The organism is Pseudomonas sp. MCal1, from assembly GCF_026341415.1.
GTDB lineage: Bacteria > Pseudomonadota > Gammaproteobacteria > Pseudomonadales > Pseudomonadaceae > Aquipseudomonas.
The window spans coordinates 157,330-176,692 of record NZ_JAKUMP010000003.1; the positions used below are offsets into that span (position 1 = coordinate 157,330).

Consider the following 19,363-nt stretch of genomic DNA (forward strand, 5'->3'; position numbering starts at 1 on the left):
ATGAACCACCTCCCCCACAGCGACGCGCTCTGCGCGTTGACGCAACCCTATTGCCCGGATTCCGTGCCGGACGGACTGTTCAGCCAGGCCATGGCCGAGATCAGCCGGTTTCACTGCCAGCACACACCCGGCTACGAACACTGGCTGAACGCCAATGGCCTGACCGTGGGCGATCTGGATCACCTCGATGACTGGTCGCGACTCCCGCCGGTTTTCGCCAGTTACTTCAAGCGCCAGGCTTTGCTCAGCTCCACCGCAGCGGACGCTCGGGAGCTCACCTCCTCCGGCACAAGCGGCGAGAAAAGCCGCATGCGTTATGACGAACGCAGCCTGAGCGCGGCCCAGAACATGGTCGAACGAATCTTCCGGCACTATGCCTGGGACACCCCGGACACGCCGTGCAACTACCTGCTGCTGAGCTATGAACCCGAAGGACGCATCAGCCTGGGAACGTCCTTCACCGATCAGTTCCTGTGCCGCTTCGCCCCCGTCAACCGCGTGGCCTATGCACTGCGCCGTACGGGCAACGGCCATGAATTCGACAGCTTTGGCGTAATCGCCGCCTTGCAGTCCTTCGCCGAGGAAGGCTTGCCGGTACGAATCTTCGGTTTCCCCGCATTTCTCTGGCAGACCCTGCAACGCATGCAGGCCACCGGGGTGGCCGATCTGCAACTGGCAGAAGGTTCGCTGGCGCTGTTTGGCGGCGGCTGGAAAACCCAGGCGGCGCAAGAGATTCCCCGCCGGCAACTGTACGAGCGGATCCACCGCCAATTGGGCATCGAGGTGTCCCGCTGCCGTGACGGTTACGGCGCGGTCGAGCATGCAGTGCCGTACCTCGAGTGCGCTGACCACCACTTCCACGTACCGGTCTATTCGAAGGTCTTGGTACGTGATCCCGCCGACTTCTCGCTGCTGCCGTATGGCCGTCAAGGCTTGCTGAGTTTTGTCTCGCCTTACATTTCGTCGAGCCCGGCGCACGCGGTGGTCATGAGTGACCTCGCCACCCTGCATCCCGGCGACAGTTGCGGCTGCGGGCTGCCAGTGGACTGGTTCGAACTGCATGGCCGGGCGGCCACCACCGCCGGCCGAAGCTGCGCCATGGCCGCGTCTGAACTGCTGGGGAAGCACTGATATGTACCTGATCAACGGACAACTTCACGACGACTACACCTTCGACCTCGCATTGGAAAAGCTTTATCCGGACTTGCCACAACGGCTGGTCACGCCGCTGGACACGGCGACGGTCCTTGACACGGCGGCTACCTTTGCCAGACGCCTGCAAGACCCGGATCTGCCCTTTCCGCTCGACGCTGAACAACGTCAGTTACTGATCGGGTTCTGCCAACCCGCTGCGCTGCGCTGCAAGCTTGAGCGCGAACTCGGCGCACAACCGGCCAGCCTGCGTCGCCTCGATTATCGCCAGCCGCGCTTTGAACGCTGGAGTCCGCTGGGCCTGGTGGTCCACATCACTCCCGGCAACTCGCCGTTGCTGGCGTTCTGCGCGGTGATCGAGGGACTGCTGGCCGGCAACGTCAACTGGTTGCGGCCCAGCAGCAGCGATCAGGGAATGACCGCGCAATTGCTGCATGGATTGGCGCAGTGCGATGCCACCGGCCAAATCGCCGGGCATGTTGCAGTCGTTCCGGCCAGCACGGCGCGGATCGGTGAATTGTGCCAACAGGCCAACGGAGTGTCGGTGTGGGGCGGCGAGTCCGCGCTGCAAGCCATCCGCCAGCAACTCGCGCCTGGATGTCGCTGGATCGACTGGGGCCACCGCATCAGTTTCATCTACCTGACACCGGCAGCGGTCTCGCCACAAGCGCTGGACGCCGTGGCCGATGAAGTCTGCCGCCTCGACCAGCAGGCTTGTTCCAGTCCGCAATGGCTGCTGGTGGACAGTGACGACGAGAACGTCTTGCGCTCGATCGGCAATGGCATGGCCGAGGCATTCGAACGTCGATCCCGACACTGGCCGGCCTTGCAACCTTCAATTCAGGAGGCTTCGCAAATCACCACCCGAACCGCGATGGCGCGACTGGCTCAGAGCTTTGGCGGGGCCAGCGGACAGGTCTGGCAGGCGCCGGACTGGCGCGTCATCTGGAACCACGACCGGCAACTGGGCCCCTCGCCGCTGTTTCGCAGTCTGCTGCTCAAGCCTGTGCCACGTCCGCGGGTCACCGAGGCGCTACTGCCTTGGCGAAACGTATTGCAAAGCGCCGGACTGATGTGTGCCGATCACGAAATGGCCGGACTGGCCCGGACGCTGATTGCCGCCGGCGTCACACGGATTACCCCGGTGCAGGCGATTCACGATGGTTACGAAGGCGAGCCCCACGACGGCGTGTATGCCCTGCAACGCTTGAGCCGGCGCGTGTCGGTCAGCCTGTCGACGACGGCACTGACGACCTGCGCCACGCTCGATCCGCTGCCGGCGCCACCCCGCGTGGCCAATCTGCCGATCATGAGCAAGGAGACCTTCGTCAGCCGTCCTATCCATCCGGCGGCCCGCTTGTATTTCCGCTCGGGTGGCAGCAGCGGCACCCCGGCGCTGGCCGGTTACAGCTACCGCGATTTCGATCGACAGATGCGCGCCAGCGCTGACGGGTTGTTCGCGGCGGGGCTCGACCCGAGTTGCGACCGGGTAATGAACCTGTTCTTCAGTGGGGGGCTGTATGGCGGTTTCTTCAGTTTCTCCAAAGTGCTGGAACTGCTGGGTGCCACGCACCTGCCGATGGGGGCTCCGGCCGATGACGATTACCGCGAGATCGCGCAGGTCATCATCGATCAGCGCGTCACCGTACTGGTCGGCATGCCCAGCACCCTGCACCGTCTGTTCCTCAACGAGCAGGCACGACTGCGTACCTATGGCGGGATCGAAAAAGTCTTCCTCGGCGGCGAACATCCCGGTGAACAAAGCCTCGCCCTGATGCGCAGCTGCGGCGTCAGGCTGATCCGCTCGGCCATTTACGGCAGCGTCGACGCCGGACCGCTCGGCCATGCCTGCCCGGCCACCGGCGATGGGGTGTTCCATCTGATGAGCGATATCCAGCACCTGGAGATCGTCGATTTCGAGTCGGATCGTGCGGTGACCGGTAATGAAACCGGGCGCCTGGTGTTTACCTCCATTGAGCGCGAAGGCCAGGACGTTCAGCGCTACGACGTCGGTGACAGCGGTCGCTGGCTCCCCGGCATGTGTGACTGCGGGCTGCCTACGCCGCGCTTCGAGCTGCTGCAACGTCACGGCAAGTTGATCCGCATCGGCACCGACTTCATCTGTCTGTCGCAACTGGCAGAGCACCTGGAGACCGAGTTCCAGCTGATCCTCGAGCATGCCCCGGACGGACTGGAGCGCATGCGTTTTCGCAGCCCGAGGCTATCCGATGATGTTCAGCGTCGCCTGCTGGATTACCCGACGCTGGCCACGCTCATCCAGACCGGGCTGCTGACCGTCGAGGTAGAGGTTTGCGGCAGCGACCGGTTCACCCGCAACAAACACAGCGGCAAGACGCCGTTGCTGATCGACAATCGGGGCGTTGGTCCCTGCACAGACACGCAAGGAACCGAACATGAACACACGGTTTGAATGGCAAGAGCTGGTCACCTTTGCTCGACAGTATTCCGGCTTTTATGCGCGTCACTTCGCCGAACTTTCCCGGCCGGTCACATCACTGGAACAACTGCCGGTGATTGACCCAGGGGAATACTGGAAAGGCAGTCATGACCTCGACCATTGGCCTGCCCTGACAGCGCCGCTGACTGACGCGCTGGTGTTCAAGACCGGAGGCACCACCAGCGCCGGCAAGTTTTCACTGTTCCGGCGCGAGGAATGGCGGACGCTGGTAACAGACTTCGGTCGCAGCCTCGGTGCGCAATTGAACGCCGGGGACCGGGTCGCCAACCTGTTTTTTGTCGGTGACCTGTATGCCAGTTTCATCTTTACCCACGATGCCCTGGCGCATGTGCAAACCGAGGTTGTCGAGTTTCCCTTTACCGGCCATGTCGACTCGATCCTGCTGACCGATGCAATTACCCGGCACCGGATCAACGTGCTGGCGGGCCTGCCCGCCCATCTGCTGACCTTCGCAGCCTGGCTCGAACAACAGGGCCGGACTCTCGAGCACATCACCGCCCTGCTTTACGCCGGTGAAAGCCTGTTTGACGCCCAGTTGCGACGGCTTGAGCGAGTGTTTCCCAAAGCCCGAGTGGCGTCCATCGGCTACGCCAGCGTCGACGCCGGCTTCATCGGTGCCAGTCATCGCGACTGTGCCCTGGGTGAACATCGGGTTCCTGAAGGTCACGCACTGCTGGAAATCCTCGACGAGAACAGCGGCGAAGTGATCGAAGAATGCGGCCGGTCCGGGCGACTGGTGATGACCAACCTCACACGCCGGTTGATGCCGTTGATCCGCTACCCGGTCGGTGACCGTGCATGCTGGTGCGAACCGTCCGGCACGCCCCGGCGCAAATTCGCATTGATGGGCCGCTGCGCCGACAGCCAGCGGGTGCGCGTGGGTATCCTGACCCTGCTGCCGCAATCGATCGGCGAGACAGTGTGGCGCATCACCGGCAGCGACGAATGGCAACTGGTGATCGAGCAGGAGGGTGCGACGGATATTCTGCGTCTGCACTGGGCACCGGACGCTCTGTCACCGGCAATCGCTGAAGCCGACCAGACGCTGCATCGCGCCTTGCTCGAAGACTATCCGTTGATCGAGCAACTGAGCGCCGATCACCAGCTTGCGCTGCGGATTCGCTGCTGCACGACGCAGGAACTGGAACGTCATCCACGCTCCGGCAAACGTCAGCGTGTGCTGGACCGTCGTGTCTACAACGGCCATAACCAGGAGCGTTGCTGATGGATTCCATCACCCTGCGAAGTTATCGCACCAGCGACGCTGCGGCGGTCAGTCGCCTGTTCAGGAAGATCTATGGCGACCATTACGCTCAGCCGCATGTTTACCTGCCCCGGTTGATCAGCCAGAACCACGCCGACGGCCGCTGGCATTCGTTGGTGGCGGTGTCCGACAATCGGGTGGCGGGCCACTCCACGCTGATTCTCGACAAGGAATCGTCCATCGCCGAGCTGGCGCTGAGCGTGGTGGATCCGCAGATCCGTGGGCAGAACGTCGCCACTGAACTGGGCCGGCACTTGCTGATCCATGCGCAAGCGTTGGGTTATCAGGGCGTCACGATCAAGCAAATGACCCATCACCCCTACACGCAGAAAATGGCCGCCGGTCTTGGGTTTCACAACACCGGCTTATTGCCCGATCATGCGCCGTCGCCCTTTGGCGACGCCGTGACGGAATCGCTGGTATTGGGTTACGCCCCCGTCGATGGTTATCAGCGCCCGCTGCCGGCATTGACCTGGCCGGATGAATGCCGTGAGTTCATGCAACAGCTGTGCGACGTGTTCGGAACGCGGTTGAACGTGTCGCCGTGGATCGGCGCGCCGGCGCAGCTGGAGCCGCGCTGGGGGCGATATGACGGGGTTTTCAAAGAAGTGGACGACAGTTTGCTCAAAGAATTGCAGCAACTGCCCGACCATTGGCTGATATCGATCAGACTCAGGCTGGCGCAGGGTTTCGACAAGGCCTGGCACCGGCTGACGACGATAGGCTTCGTGTTCAGCGGACTGGCGCCCGATGACAGAGGAGCAGGATGGCTGGCGTTGTTTCATCGGGGATTCCAGCCCAAATCCCTGACCTTGCATTGCCCGCAAATGCAGCGATTGCATGACGATATGCAGCGGCAGATCGCACCGCCGGCCTGTCATCGCAGAAGTGGCAGCCGCCCATAAACGCCGCATATAAACGAAAGGGCCCACCCCGTTACCGGAGTGGGCCCTGTCTTTCAGGCCTTGGCTTTTACACCTTGATCGGTAGGAGGCTTGCGCTCCCCGCCCTGACCGTAAGTCTGCAGGCTCTGCAGTACATAAATGGCTTTCTTGTACTCGGGGATCAACGTATTCGCGTACTTGTTGCCCTTGAGATTGTTGTTCTGGATGGTATCGAGTTGCGTGGCGAAATACTCCAGCGCATTGAACTTGGCATCCGGGTCTTTCTGGATGCCGAAGCGATCGAACTTGTCGCCTGCATTGAGCAAGGTCATGGACGTGATTTCGGAAATCAGGCCGCGGCTACGCAGCATTGCGCTCAGGCTGCCCAGTTGCTTGGCCGAAACATTGGTCGGATCGAAACCCTTGATGTTCTTGTGCAGACCCTGCTTGTCCATTTCCGCCGTATTGATCACGGTGGGATCGTTGCCGACCAGGGCCAGCATCTGCTTGACCTTCACGCTTTGAGAAACCGGTTTGCTCGAGCTTGCTGTATCTCGAACCAGCAAACCCGCCTTGGGTTGCCAGGCACCGGTATATCCGATAGTCATGCGCAGGCTCCTTGCGAAGAAAACATGAAAAATTCCTTGTTGAACCACTTTTGAGTTGCCCGGAGTATCGGCCGGCAAACTAGTGGCACCAACTCCTTTCTGCACTTTTTTACAATTTTTGTACATTCACGATACAAACCGTAAACCGCCCGGAAATACGGGACGAGAGCGATCATGACAAGGTGATTAAAGTGGGTTTATTGCTCTAATGTTCGGCCCGGTTAGTTCTTGTGTATCAGGCCCGATATGTTCCTTTGGTCGGGATCGCTTTTTTTAGGACGAAAGTACCTAAAGCTTCCCGAGGACCCGACGATACGTTAGGAAACCCGCGCTGTTTTTTTCCCTGCCCACAATAAGAATCCCTGCTCAAGGACCGGTTTCCATGCCCGCATTCCGTACCATTCAGGCTCGCTACACGCTGTTTCTGGTTCTGTTCATTCTGCTGTTGTCAGTTCTGACGGTGGTTGGCATCAGCCAACTGGTCGCGCCCAAGCTGCGCCATACCGAAGAACAAGTCGTGCTCAACCGCATTGCGGAAGTGGCCGAGCAGATCCAGGGCGAATTGAACAAGGTCCAGGCGCAACAGCGCAGCATCACCCAGACCATTCCGTTGCTCGACAGCGCAGCCATCGACACCGTGTTGCCTGGGCTGGTGGATCAATACGGTGAACTGAAAGTATTCGGCGGCGGCATCTGGCCGTTGCCCGGTCAGCGTGAGGCCGGACGCAACAAGTTCAGTACGTTCTGGCACCGTGATGCCTCCGGCAAACTGGCGGTGAACACCTTCTGGAACAGCGACGCGGCCCCCAACTATTACGACCAGAGCTGGTACAAGGGCGGCATGCAGACCCCGCGCGGCCAGTGTGCCTGGGCTGCTGCCTATAAAGATGACGCCAGCGCCGAACCACGCACCAACTGCGCCATGGCCATTCAGAAAAACGGCAGCGCCTGGGGCGTCTCGACCATCGACGTGACCCTGGGCTTCTTCAACGATCTGGTGGCGCGCAAGGAAAAAGACCTCAACGCCGAAATGCTGATTGTCGAGGCCGACGGCAAGATCATCAGCAACAGTTCGCGCATCAGCGGGCCGATCGTGCTGAAAAACATCAGCGAACTGGCCGGCGGCTCCACCTTCGCCAGCCAAGTCAAGGCCGGATTGCAAAACCGCGAGCAGGCGCAGCGCGTCGAATTCGACAACCACGGTGAAGCCAGCACGTTCTTCATGCGTCCGATCGAAGGCACCCCGTGGTTCCTCGCCACCGCGCTGCCCACCAAAATGCTCACCGCCCAGCGTGACGACGTGCTCAGCAGTCTGAGCCTGTTGCAGATTCCGCTGGTGATTCTGCTGGTGCTGTTGCAGGTCTACGCGATCCGCCAACTGGTTTCGCGCATGAAAGCGCTGAAAGCCAATATCGATTCGCTGTCCAGCGGCGATGCCGACCTGACCCGGCGCATCACCATCCGCGCTGAAGACGAACTCGGCGCCATCGGGCATTCGGTCAACACCTTCATCGCCTACCTGCAAAACATGATCGGCGAAGTCACCCAGGCTACCGGCGCCATGGCTTCGAGCCTCGACAACCTGCAACGCACCTCGGCGCACACCAGCCAGATTCTGCTGCGTCACGCTTCGGAAACCGATCAGACGGTTACCGCGATCAACGAAATGAGCTCGACCGCCGAAAGTGTCGCGCAAAATGCCGCCGAAACCGCCGCCTTCACCCAGCGCGCCAACGAAAACGCCGACCGTTCGCGCATCGTGGTCGGTGAAGCGTCCGGCAGCGTGGTGGCGTTGATCGACGAGGTGGCCAGCGCCACCCACAAGGTAGAAAGCATGCAGCAGGACGCCCAGCGCATCACCGAAATCCTTGGTGTGATTGGCGCCATCGCCGGCCAGACCAACCTGCTGGCGCTCAACGCTGCGATCGAAGCGGCACGGGCTGGTGAACAGGGTCGCGGTTTTGCGGTGGTGGCGGACGAAGTCCGTGCCCTCGCCGCCCGCACGCAGGCCAGTACCTCGGAAATCAACGAGATGTTGACCCGCCTGACCCAAGGCGTGAGCTCGTCGGTCAGCGCCATGGAAAACACCCAGGCCAGCTGCCAGTCGGCCGCCGATGCCACCACCCGGGTCAACAGCGGGCTGGACGAAATGGCCGGTGCAGTCAGCCACATCAACAGCCTCAGCACTCAGATCGCCACCGCCGCCGAACAGCAAAGTGCGGTCACCGAAGAGATCAACCGCAGCATGGTGCAGATCCGCCACATGGTTGATGAACTGGTAGAAAGCGGCCAGGCCAGCGAACTCAACACCCGCCAGCTGCTGGAAGCCAACAGCCGGGTAAGCGCGATCATGGGGCGTTTCAAGGTGCGCTGACAGTTTTGTCATCTTGTGCTCAGCGGCCTGTCAGCTTTGATCTACGATCATGTTGGTAGGCCTGCCTCGTATCACTTGGAAACACTCCGTTGATGCCCGGCAGGAAAAACCGGTCAAAATGCCTTCCTTTTTTGACCGTATCTCCTTTGAGCCGAGAGCCCTCCATGCGAAACCATCTGCGTCTGGCCGCCCTGAGCGCATTGTTTATCTCCTCCCTGGCGCAAGCCGCCGACCTCATCCCGATCGAAGTCCACCGCGACGCCAACTGCGGCTGCTGCAAGAAGTGGATCAGCCACCTGGAAGCCAATGGCTTCAAGGTCGAAGACCACGTCGAATCCGACATGAGCAGCTTCAAGCAACAACACGGCGTACCGCCGCGTCTGGCGTCCTGCCACACGGCGATCATCAACGGCAAATTCGTCGAAGGCCATGTTCCGGCGGAACAGGTGCTGGCCCTGAGCAAGCGCGACGACCTGCTTGGCGTTGCTGCACCGGGTATGCCGATGGGCTCGCCCGGCATGGAAATGGACGGCATGAGCGATGCGTATCAAGTGATCGGCCTGAAGAAAGACGGCGGCGATGTGGTGGTGGCGGATTACCCGGCCCGTTGATGACGGCGGGTTATCTCGGGCTGTTCCTGGCCGCGTTTGGTGCAGCAACCCTGTTGCCGCTGCAATCGGAAGCCGTGCTGGTCGGGTTGCTGGTCAGCGATCGTTACTGGCTTTGGGGCCTGCTGGCGGTGGCGACGCTGGGCAACGTCCTCGGTTCGCTGGTGAACTGGTGGCTGGGGCGCGGGCTGGAACGGTTTCAGGACCGGCGCTGGTTTCCTGTCAGCCGCAAACATATGGAACGCGCCCGGGTTCACTATCAGCGCTATGGTCACTGGTCGCTACTGTTCAGCTGGTTGCCGGTCATCGGCGATCCACTGACGTTGATCGCCGGGGTCATGCGCGAACCTCTTGGACGATTCCTGTTAATCGTCACTATCGCCAAAGGCGCCCGTTACGGGGTGCTGGCGATACTCACCCTGGGCTGGCTCGGTTGAACGATCGGGCCCGGACATTGCCTGTGTTTAACGTCGCCCTAATCCGGCCGTTCCAGCCTCGGCCGATTTCTTGTGGAGTTGTCTTATGTCTGTGTCGCTGACCCGCTGGCTGCCCGGCCTGTTGCTGACCGCCGCCCTGCCCCTGCTTGCTCACGCCGAAGGCCCGCAATACGGCCCGGAACTGCAAGGTTTCGATTATCCCTACACCCTCAAGCACTTTGCCTTTCAGTCCCAGGGCAAGTCGCTGCAAATGGGTTACATGGACGTCGCCGCCCACGGCAAGGCCAACGGGCGCACCGTGGTCCTGATGCACGGCAAGAATTTCTGCGGCGCGACCTGGGACAGTTCGATCCAGGCCTTGAGCGAAGCCGGCTACCGGGTGGTTGCCCCGGACCAGATCGGTTTCTGCACCTCCAGCAAACCCGATCACTACCAGTACACCTTCCAGCAACTGGCGGCCAACACCCAGCAACTGCTCAAGGCCCTGGGCATCCAGAAAGCCACCCTGCTCGGCCACTCCACCGGCGGCATGCTTGCCACCCGTTATGCGCTGCAATACCCGGATCAGGTCGAGCAACTGGCGCTGGTCAATCCGATCGGCCTGGAAGACTGGAAAGCCCTCGGCGTTCCCTATCGCAGCGTCGATCAGTGGTATCAGCGCGAATTGAAAGTCACCGCCCAAGGCATTCGTGACTATGAACGCACGACCTATTACGACGGGCGCTGGAAACCCGAATTCGACCGCTGGGTCGACATGCTCGCCGGGCTGAGTAACGGCCCGGGCAAGACTCAGGTCGCATGGAACTCGGCGCTGATCTACGACATGATCTTCACCCAGCCGGTGTACTACGAGTTCAAGGACCTGAAGATGCCGACCCTGCTGCTGATCGGCACTTCCGACACAACCGCCATCGGCAAGGACATCGCGCCGCCGGAAGTGAAGGCCAAAATCGGTCACTACGAGGTGCTGGGCAAGCAGGTTGCCAAACTGATTCCTCAGTCCACGCTGGTGGAGTTCCCCGGCATGGGCCACGCCCCGCAGATGGAAGAGCCGGCGAAGTTCCACCAGGCACTGCTGGGCTGGCTGGACAAAACCAATCCCGTTCGTTGAAGAGGTAACGCTGATGGCGGTGCAGATTGCGGTGATCGATGACTGGCAGGACGTCGCGCGGGGCGTAGTCGACTGGTTGGTGCTCGACAGTCTCGGCAAAGTGACCTTTGTCCATGACTACCCGGCGGACAACGCCACACTGGCCGAGCGTCTGGGCCCATACGAAGTGATCTGCGTGATGCGTGAACGCACGCGCTTCGATGAGGACCTGCTCAAGCGCTTGCCGAACCTGAAGCTGCTGGTCACCGGCGGCATGCGCAACGCGGCGCTGGACATGCCGGCCGCCGCCCGGCTCGGGATCAAGGTCTGCGGCACCGACAGCTATAAGCACGCGGCGCCGGAACTGACCTGGGCGCTGATCATGGCCGCCACCCGCAATCTGGTGAACGAAGCCAACGCCTTGCGCGCCGGCCAGTGGCAGCAAGGGCTGGGTGGCGACCTGCACGGCAAGACCCTCGGCATTCTCGGGCTCGGCAGCATCGGCCAGCGGGTGGCGCAGTTCGGTCAGGTGTTCGGCATGCGCGTCATCGCCTGGAGCGAAAACCTCACCGCCGAGCGCGCCGAACAGGCCGGCGTCACCTATGTCAGCAAGCAACAGCTGTTCGAACAGGCTGACGTGCTGTCGGTGCACCTGGTGCTCAGCGACCGCAGCCGGGGTCTCGTCGATGCCCAGGCACTGGGCTGGATGAAGCCGACCGCGCTGCTGGTGAACACCGCGCGCGGGCCGATTGTCGACGAAGCGGCGCTGATCAAGGCCTTGCAGAAACAGCGCATCGCCGGTGCGGCCCTGGACGTGTTCGATCAGGAACCGCTGCCGGCCCTGCACCCGTTTCGCACCCTCGACAACGTGCTGGCCACGCCCCATGTCGGGTATGTCAGCCGCCAGAACTATGAGTTGTTCTTTTCGCAGATGATCGAGGACATTCAGGCCTGGTCGGCGGGAAACCCCATCCGGCTGTTGAACAGATCGGACGCCTTGACCGGTGGTGGCTAAGCCACCGGGCAACCTCGCCATCGATAACATCCACTCATGCTCGGCGACCGTTGGTCGATGCCATACGCTGCACCTCGGCAAAAATCTCGGTGATCGGCCGATGCGGCTGGCGCTTTTGCAGTTGACGTACCTGCTCGCTCAGCCGCAGCAGCTCTTCACTCGGTTTGGCCCACTGCTCTTTCGGCAGCGGCTCCGACCATTGGCGCATGGCCTCGGGCAGCGCTTGCTTGCCGATCCTTTCGAGACGCCGCACTTCCCATTCGACGAGTCGATTGGGAATCGTCCACAAGGTCATGACGTGATAGAGGTACCAGAAGAAACCCGACAGCCGAGAACGTGAACCGTCGTGGATCTGCTGGTGCATGCGTGCGCGGGCATTGCGGAAGGTGTGCAGGCCTTCGTGGGGCGGGTCGTCGGGGCCTTGCAGGTCTTGCAGATCCTGGATCGATTTGAGGTCGTGGATTTCGTATTCCATGTAGCCGCGAATGGCTTCCCAATGGCTAATGGCAAGCGGCAGGCCGGCGCATTGGAATTCGAGGCTGGTAAGGGTTTCGCCGTGGTAGAAGCCGATGCCCATGCCGTATTGGCGGTGGATGCCGTATTGGGTGGCGCCCTGGGCTTCGATGATCCAGGCGGAGAGGGATTCCCAGGGGACGAAGACCGGCTCAGTGGCGCCCTCGGGCATGAAGCAGACTTCGCGGCGTTGGCGGTTGAAGCGGGTCGGGATGATTGAGGCGCGTTTTTTGTGGTTGTGGTGCCAGACGCCGAGGGTGATGAGCAGCATGAATGGGCCAGTGAACGATATGTTCTCGCAGGCTATTTCAAAGATACCGACCATCGAGTCCCAAATGGCTTCCTGCCCGTACCCAAAAATAACTCCCAAAAACCCGGTAATCAGTGGGAATAAGAAAACTACTGTGAAAGACACGCTCAATGGTCCACCCAATACGACCTGCCAAGAAAAGACTTGTGGCGACCCCAACCCAAAGTCCATGTACTCATTATTCAACTCACCGATATGTGGGCCGTAAGGTGGCATTAGTGTTGGTAATGGCAGCGGAGAGACATAAGTAATTTGCCCACTCGGAAACGGCTCCGTATCTCCTGCCTTTCTGGGTTGTTCAAGCTGCTGCACAACCAATGGCTCGACGAGATTATTCGGCATGATCGGCCTGCTCTAAAAACTGGGTTTCGACAAGCAAAATCGGCGGTTTCTCTTTGACGAGTTCAGGAGCAACCACTGAAAAATGACCATCACCCCGAGGATCGATATGAATGACACGGGTGCGGGATGTCCATTCACCTTTGTCGTCCAGGCTCTGAACACAAACAGCCAACTCCAGAGTTTCCTTCGCTGGTGTGAATTCGGCCCCCGTTCGCTGTTTGGGAAAACAATTCATGCGCGGCGCTTACCCGTAGATCCCATGCGCTGCACCTCGGCAAATATCTCGGTGATCGGTCGATGCGGCTGGCGCTTTTGCAGTTGGCGTACTTGCTCACTCAGCCGCAGCAGCTCTTCACTCGGCTTGGCCCACTGCTCTTTCGGCAGCGGCTCCGACCATTGGCGCATGGCCTCGGGCAGGGCCTGTTTGCCGATCCGTTCGAGGCGGCGCACTTCCCATTCGACGAGGCGGTTGGGAATCGTCCACAAGGTCATGACGTGATAGAGGTACCAGAAGAAACCCGACAGCTGCGAACGAGAGCCGTCGCGGATCTGCTGATGCATGCGCGCTCGGGCATTACGGAAGGTGTGCAGGCCTTCGTGAGGTGGGTCGTCGGGGCCTTGCAAGTCTTGCAGATCCTGGATCGGTTTGAGGTCGTGGATTTCGTATTCCATGTAGCCGCGAATGGCTTCCCAATGGCTGATCGCGAGTGGCAGGCCGGCGCATTGGAATTCGAGGCTGGTGAGGGTTTCGCCTTCGTAGAAACCGATGCCCATGCCGTACTGGCGGTGAATGCCGTATTGGGTGGCGCCCTGGGCTTCGATGATCCAGGCGGAGAGGGATTCCCAGGGGACGAAGACCGGCTCAGTGGCGCCCTCGGGCATGAAGCAGACTTCGCGGCGTTGGCGGTTGAAGCGGGTTGGGATGATTGAGGCGCGTTTTTTGTGGTTGTGGTGCCAGACTCCCAAGGTTATTGGGAGCATGAGAGGGCCTGTGAACATTATGTTTTCCCATGCCTCTTCAAAGATTGCGGCCATCGAATCCCATATGGCTTCCTGTCCATATCCAAAAATGACCCCAAGAAATCCTGTAATCAGCGGGAAGAGAAATAAAACCGTACAGGTCACGCTGAATGGTCCACCTAAAGTCATTTGCCACATAAATACTTGCGGTGATCCCAAACCAAAATCCAGGAAACCATCATTCATCTCCCCGACATGAGGTCCATAAGCAGGTATAGAGGTTGGCAATGGCAACGGTGCGAGATAAGTGACCTTACCGCTCGGAATTGGCTCGACATCTCCTGCTTTTCGAGGTGTCTCAATTTGCGAGATAACTACAGGTTCAATGTGATTATTCAGCATGGTCGGCCTGCTCCAGAAACTGCGTTTCAACCATTAGAACCGGTGGTTTCTCTTCGACCAGTTGTGGAGCAACCACTGCAAAATGCCCTTCTCCCCTTGGGTCGATATGAATGACACGGGTGCGCGATGTCCATTCACCTTTGTCGTTCAAGTTCTGAATACAAACGGCCAACTCCAGTGTTTCCCTCGCTGGCGTGAATTCGGCCCCCGTTCGCTGTTTGGGAAAACAATTCATGCGCGGCGCTTACCCGTAGATGCCGTGCGCTGCACCTCGGCAAAGATCTCGGTGATCGGCCGATGCGGCTGGCGCTTTTGCAGTTGACGTACCTGCTCGCTCAGCCGCAGCAACTCTTCACTCGGTTTGGCCCACTGCTCTTTCGGCAGAGGCTCCGACCATTGGCGCATGGCCTCGGGCAGGGCCTGTTTGCCGATCCGTTCGAGACGCCGCACTTCCCATTCGACGAGGTGGTTGGGAATCGTCCACAAGGTCATGACGTGATAGAGGTACCAGAAGAAACCCGACAGCCGAGAACGTGAACCGTCGTGGATCTGCTGGTGCATGCGCGCTCGGGCGTTGCGGAAGGTGTGCAGGCCTTCGTGAGGCGGGTCGTCGGGGCCTTGCAGGTCTTGCAGATCCTGGATCGATTTGAGGTCGTTGACCTCGTATTCCATGTAGCCGCGAATGGCTTCCCAATGGCTGATCGCGAGGGGCAGGCCGGCGCATTGGAATTCGAGGCTGGTGAGGGTTTCGCCTTCGTAGAAGCCGATGCCCATGCCGTATTGGCGATGGATGCCGTATTGGGTGGCGCCCTGGGCTTCGATGATCCAGGCGGAGAGGGATTCCCAGGGGACGAACACTGGCTCGGTGGCGCCCTCGGGCATGAAGCAGACTTCGCAGCGTTGGCGGTTGAAGCGGGTCGGGATGATTGAGGCGCGTTTTTTGTGGTTGTGGTGCCAGACTCCAATACAAATGGAAAGAGCCCAAAAGCCGCCTAACAAAGCGAGTCCAAAAGATTCATCGAAAATACCCTTGATTGCGTGAGAAATATCATCCCAGCCCATGCCAAATAAAAGGAACATGAAACCGCCAATAAGCGGAAATAAGAATGCGACCAAGAACATCCCACTGAACGGCAATCCAACAGTCACTTGCCACATGAAAACTTGAGGAGTTCCTAATCCAAAGTCCATGTACCCATCATTCAGCTCACCAATATGCGGACCGTAAGGTGGCATTAGTGTTGGTAATGGCAGTGGAGCGAGAGAGGTAATTTTTCCGCTCGGGAAGGGCTCGATATCGCCTGCTCTTCTGGGCTTTTCAGGCGGCGGCATATCTAACTTATCGAGATAATTCAGCATGATCGGCCTGCTCCAGAAATTGTGTTTCAACCAGTAGCATGGGCGGGTTCCCCTTGACTAGTTGAGCCGTGACAACAGCGAAATGCCCTTCACCCTTTGGGTCTAGATGTATGACGCGAGTCCGCGACGTCCACTCGCCTTTGTCACCCATTTTTTGAATGCAAACTGCCAGTTCCAACGTTTCTTTCGCGGGAGTGAACTCCGAATCAGGATCCACCGGGTAGTGAAGACAAAGCACCAGTCCCTCGGGCGTTGAGTTGACGATGCGCAGGCTACTTAAAATCTGATCGCTGATCACGTCCTTGCGTTCTCGCGGCGCTCCTCGGCTATGCAAGGGAATGGAAATACGGTGCGCGCCAATACCTAATCGATATTTCGGTTTGCCTCCCCAAGGAGGCAAGAGATCACTCAACGTCAGTCTTGGCAGCACCAGATGGATATCGCTGGGTTTGGCTTTGAACAACAGTTTTTTCAGCCAGGAGTCGTATGGATTTGGGCCAAGTTGCGCATAAGGCGCGTGGATCAGAAAGGCCAGATAGCTTTGATAGTCATCCAGTGTGTGATCACCGCGCATTTCCGTGTCCCGGCTCCAAGGCGTGATCTTTAGCCACTTGTCGTGGGCGCTAAGGTTGTAGCGGTTGAACAGCCAAGTGCCGCTGAATTCCAAAACTGTGAATAACGCGCCCGCCAAGTTGAAGCGGAAAAACACGGTAGAAAGGCGTGTGCCGGCTGCCGCCCAAGCAGCTCTTCGTGCCGCAGTGTTTTCCGCAGCCAGCACGTTGTACCCAGCGTGAACTGTATGACCCAACCCGTAAGAGTTAACCGCTGTCATACCAGTTGCACCGATTGTGGCTAAAGCCGCGCTTCTCTCGGCTGCAACATTTCCACTACGAATTGCCTGCTGCCAACTTTTAAGCTGATTCTTTAGGTTGGAGAACGAAGCTAAAAATCCTAGAAAGTATGTAAAACCTCCCAACCCAATATGTAATTTCCCCATCTGCACATGCACGTGCTGCAAGGCATGATGCTGAAGCCCAGCAACAAGCGCCGTGCCCCGAGCTTTCAATGCCGTATCAGCCAGACTTTGTGCCGCCGTGAACCCAGCAGCACCAGTGGCCATCAAGGCATTCAAAACCGGCCCCCAACTCCTTTCGTTCTTGGACTGCTGTTTCAGCTCCTTTGCTGCCCCCACCAAATTCACCACCTGCACCAAAACCACCACCAACCCCATCCCTTCCGTCTTCACCAGACTCCCCGCCGACACCCCACCCAACCCCATCCGAATATTCCCCAACAACCCGCGCAGTTCCTGTTGCTGTGCCGGCGGAAACACCACCGTCACCCCTGCTCTTGCAGGCGTCGCGCCGTACAACCGGGCCGATTGGTCCGGCAGTTCGGCAATCGGGCTCAGCGCCCCCGCCAGTTGCGCTTCGATCCGGGTCAACTGCGCCCGCACCCGGACGATTTCTTCCTGCAACTCCATCGCCCTTGGGGTTTTGTGTCCTTGGCGATTCTTGTTGTGGGTGATCTGGTTGCGCTCACGGTTGAGGGTCTTGAGGTATTCGCGTTCGCGCAGAACTTCCTTGATCGCCGTTTGCAGCGCGGACTGCTCTGCGGGGCTGGCGACGGTGAAGGTCACGCCGCTGGTTTTCGCCGCGTCGAACAGGCGCAGGCGCAGTGCTTTGGGCAGGCGCTGGAACAGTTCGTCGAGGTCGGGGATTTTCTCGCCCGACAGGTCGAAGCCTTCCAGCACGCGGTTCAGGCCCAGGTTCAGTGCCGGGCTGTAAGTGTCCTGCACCGCCGCCGCGACGACGCGGGTGTGTTCGGGCATGTCGTCGAGGGCCGGCAGTTGCGGTTGTTCGATCATTTTCAGTTTGGCCAGCCAGTCCGGCAGGTTGTTGAACGTGGCCATGAGAGCGTTGAACAGTGTCGAGTATTGCCCGCTCTGCTCCGATTGCAGGCGCAGCGGCAAGGTGTAGAAGACGGTTCGGGTCAGTTCCGGGTGTTCCTCCAGATAACCGAGCACTTTTTCGCTCGCTTCATCGCTGCGGCACAGGTCCTTGAGGCAGGCGTATTCGGCGCTGAGGGCTTGATGGAGTTGCGCCGCCACTTGCGCGTCGTAGTACCAGGCCGAACGATGGAAGCGTCCGGCGACCAACAGTTGCGTGCGGTCGGCGGTGATGCGTTCGAGCAGGCGGTTCCAGCGACCGAGGTCGTCACGCAGCAGGTTCAGTCGCTCGTCCATCGCCGGGCGGTCGATCAGGTCGTTGACCCCGCGTTTGCCGCTGAGCAGCGGGCCGTCGAGCACGTCCTTGATGCGCCGATCCTGATCCTTGCCGAGGCGGATCAGCGTCTCCAGATGCTGTTCGACAAATTCCTCGGGGGCGACGGCTTCGAAGTACTGGCGGGTATAAAAACGCCGATCCACCTCAGCCGTAGGGGCCAGACGATTCTGTCCCATGCCGTCATCAAAACCCTGAGCGCGCAGTTTTTGCAGTTCGGGCGGCGCCGGCCCATCGGCCTGGACATCCCCGCCCTTGTTCAAGTAATCGAGCAACGCCTTGCGCGTATTTTCGCGATCCGGCTCGGGCAACTGCTCCAGATCGGCAAACAGGGCTTTGGCCTGCGGCTGTTCGCTGGCCTTGGCCAATCCGTCGACATCGGCGCCGCTCAGTTGGCTCAGCGACTCGATGTAACTGGCGAGCAGATAATCGCGCGCGTTGTTGCCGGTGTTGCTCCACTCATCGACCCAGCCGACCACGGTGTCCTGGTACTCGGCCAGATCGCGCATCACCCCCAGATCGTCGTTGACCAGCAGAAACAGCGTGTCGTCCTGATAGGGCCCGCGCACCCGGCCGAGGAATTCGCCGATGTGCGCCTCGCGAAAGCGCCGGGGTTGCTCCCACAGATAAGGTTCACGCTCGTGCTCGGGGGCGTCGCTGACCTGCACGGTGGGCATCCGCGTCGCGTCCGCATCGGCAACCGGCTCGGCCCCCGCCGCCACTTCCGCCAGCCACTGCCGGGTCTGCTCGACGGTGAGCAAATGCTCCCCACCGGTCAAACAATTCACCGGTGCAAGATCGACCGCCTGCATGAAATGGTTGCGCTCTTCGCGGCTGTCCAGCACCTGATGGCATTTGCTTGCCGTCCACTGCACCTCGGCAAAGGTCACGTACAACGTACTTTGCCGGGGAAAGATCAGCGCCGGACGCTCTTCAATTGCTGTGCGCTGATCCTCGCTGACCTGTTTGCCCTGATGCAGCAGCGCCGTGACGATACCGTCGAGCATTCGGTATTCGTACAACTCGCCGCTGAGGCTGTCGATGATGTACAGCCAGCCATCACGCAGACGACGGATGCCCAGCGGGCGCGCGGTCAAGGTGTACGGCAATTTCAATTCGGTGCCCGGATCGAACGCTCTTTCCACCAGGCCGTAGCTCAACGGCAGCAGTTGCACATGGGTTTGTTCCAGCGGGCAAGCTGCGGGCGCAACGATGGGGGCTTTCGAGGCGGCGGCAGCGTCGAGGATGGCGGGATGGGTCATGGGCGCGCCATCCCGGTGACGA

General features: G+C 60.0%; 16 protein-coding genes. 9 read left to right on the forward strand and 7 right to left on the reverse strand.

Annotation, left to right across the window (positions count from 1 at the left end; translation table 11 throughout):
* The 4 genes from MKZ87_RS06570 to MKZ87_RS06585 are packed head-to-tail and all read left to right on the forward strand — an operon-like array spanning nt 1 to nt 5,800.
* Entirely contained in the window at nt 1-1,131 is a 1,131-nt protein-coding gene (locus MKZ87_RS06570; RefSeq protein WP_085696413.1) for an acyl-protein synthase, read from the forward strand.
* Nucleotide 1,132: 1 nt separating this feature from the next.
* Nucleotides 1,133-3,583: an aldehyde dehydrogenase family protein gene (locus MKZ87_RS06575; RefSeq protein ID WP_266200445.1), complete on the forward strand. Its 2,451-nt coding sequence runs from the start codon at nt 1,133-1,135 to the stop codon at nt 3,581-3,583.
* The gene (locus tag MKZ87_RS06580; RefSeq protein WP_266200446.1) at nt 3,567-4,856 is read left to right on the forward strand and encodes a phenylacetate--CoA ligase family protein; all 1,290 of its coding nucleotides are present in this window, start codon (nt 3,567-3,569) and stop codon (nt 4,854-4,856) included. Before MKZ87_RS06575 ends, MKZ87_RS06580 begins: the two co-directional genes overlap by 17 nt.
* Nucleotides 4,856-5,800 (forward strand): GNAT family N-acetyltransferase, encoded by a 945-nt coding sequence (locus MKZ87_RS06585; RefSeq protein ID WP_266200447.1) that lies wholly within the window; start codon nt 4,856-4,858, stop codon nt 5,798-5,800. Before MKZ87_RS06580 ends, MKZ87_RS06585 begins: the two co-directional genes overlap by 1 nt.
* A 53-nt stretch (nt 5,801-5,853) precedes the next feature.
* Here MKZ87_RS06585 and MKZ87_RS06590 read toward each other — a convergent pair whose 3' ends face one another.
* The gene (locus tag MKZ87_RS06590) at nt 5,854-6,387 is read right to left on the reverse strand and encodes a hypothetical protein (RefSeq protein ID WP_085696420.1); all 534 of its coding nucleotides are present in this window, start codon (nt 6,385-6,387) and stop codon (nt 5,854-5,856) included.
* 382 nt (nt 6,388-6,769) lie between these two features.
* On the opposite strand from MKZ87_RS06590, the gene MKZ87_RS06595 reads away from it, so the two are divergent.
* From MKZ87_RS06595 to MKZ87_RS06615, 5 genes are all read left to right on the forward strand, one after another.
* Nucleotides 6,770-8,761 (forward strand): methyl-accepting chemotaxis protein, encoded by a 1,992-nt coding sequence (locus MKZ87_RS06595; RefSeq protein ID WP_085696421.1) that lies wholly within the window; start codon nt 6,770-6,772, stop codon nt 8,759-8,761.
* A gap of 164 nt (nt 8,762-8,925) precedes the next feature.
* Complete coding sequence (locus MKZ87_RS06600; RefSeq protein WP_266200448.1) at nt 8,926-9,372, forward strand: DUF411 domain-containing protein; 447 nt, start codon at nt 8,926-8,928, stop codon at nt 9,370-9,372.
* Entirely contained in the window at nt 9,372-9,806 is a 435-nt protein-coding gene (locus MKZ87_RS06605) for a YqaA family protein (RefSeq protein WP_227235473.1), read from the forward strand. The genes MKZ87_RS06600 and MKZ87_RS06605 overlap by 1 nt, the downstream gene beginning before the upstream one ends.
* An 85-nt stretch (nt 9,807-9,891) precedes the next feature.
* The gene (locus MKZ87_RS06610) at nt 9,892-10,917 is read left to right on the forward strand and encodes an alpha/beta fold hydrolase (RefSeq protein WP_085703074.1); all 1,026 of its coding nucleotides are present in this window, start codon (nt 9,892-9,894) and stop codon (nt 10,915-10,917) included.
* 13 nt (nt 10,918-10,930) lie between these two features.
* Complete coding sequence (locus MKZ87_RS06615) at nt 10,931-11,911, forward strand: D-2-hydroxyacid dehydrogenase family protein (RefSeq protein ID WP_266200449.1); 981 nt, start codon at nt 10,931-10,933, stop codon at nt 11,909-11,911.
* A 34-nt stretch (nt 11,912-11,945) separates the two neighbouring features.
* Here the strand turns inward: MKZ87_RS06615 and MKZ87_RS06620 are convergent, their stop codons facing one another.
* The 6 genes from MKZ87_RS06620 to MKZ87_RS06645 all read right to left on the reverse strand — a co-directional run bounded on the left by MKZ87_RS06620 (nt 11,946) and on the right by MKZ87_RS06645 (nt 19,341).
* Nucleotides 11,946-12,695, reverse strand: a complete 750-nt coding sequence (locus MKZ87_RS06620; RefSeq protein WP_266200450.1) for a hypothetical protein — start codon at nt 12,693-12,695, stop codon at nt 11,946-11,948.
* Between the two features lie 370 nt (nt 12,696-13,065).
* Complete coding sequence (locus MKZ87_RS06625; protein ID WP_139834841.1) at nt 13,066-13,311, reverse strand: hypothetical protein; 246 nt, start codon at nt 13,309-13,311, stop codon at nt 13,066-13,068.
* The gene (locus MKZ87_RS06630) at nt 13,308-14,438 is read right to left on the reverse strand and encodes a hypothetical protein (RefSeq protein ID WP_266200451.1); all 1,131 of its coding nucleotides are present in this window, start codon (nt 14,436-14,438) and stop codon (nt 13,308-13,310) included. The genes MKZ87_RS06625 and MKZ87_RS06630 overlap by 4 nt, the downstream gene beginning before the upstream one ends.
* Complete coding sequence (locus MKZ87_RS06635) at nt 14,428-14,673, reverse strand: hypothetical protein (RefSeq protein ID WP_139834842.1); 246 nt, start codon at nt 14,671-14,673, stop codon at nt 14,428-14,430. The genes MKZ87_RS06630 and MKZ87_RS06635 overlap by 11 nt, the downstream gene beginning before the upstream one ends.
* Nucleotides 14,670-15,797: a hypothetical protein gene (locus MKZ87_RS06640; protein ID WP_266200452.1), complete on the reverse strand. Its 1,128-nt coding sequence runs from the start codon at nt 15,795-15,797 to the stop codon at nt 14,670-14,672. The genes MKZ87_RS06635 and MKZ87_RS06640 overlap by 4 nt, the downstream gene beginning before the upstream one ends.
* Nucleotides 15,778-19,341, reverse strand: a complete 3,564-nt coding sequence (locus MKZ87_RS06645; RefSeq protein WP_323873468.1) for a toxin VasX — start codon at nt 19,339-19,341, stop codon at nt 15,778-15,780. Before MKZ87_RS06645 ends, MKZ87_RS06640 begins: the two co-directional genes overlap by 20 nt.
* Nucleotides 19,342-19,363 lie beyond the last annotated feature (22 nt).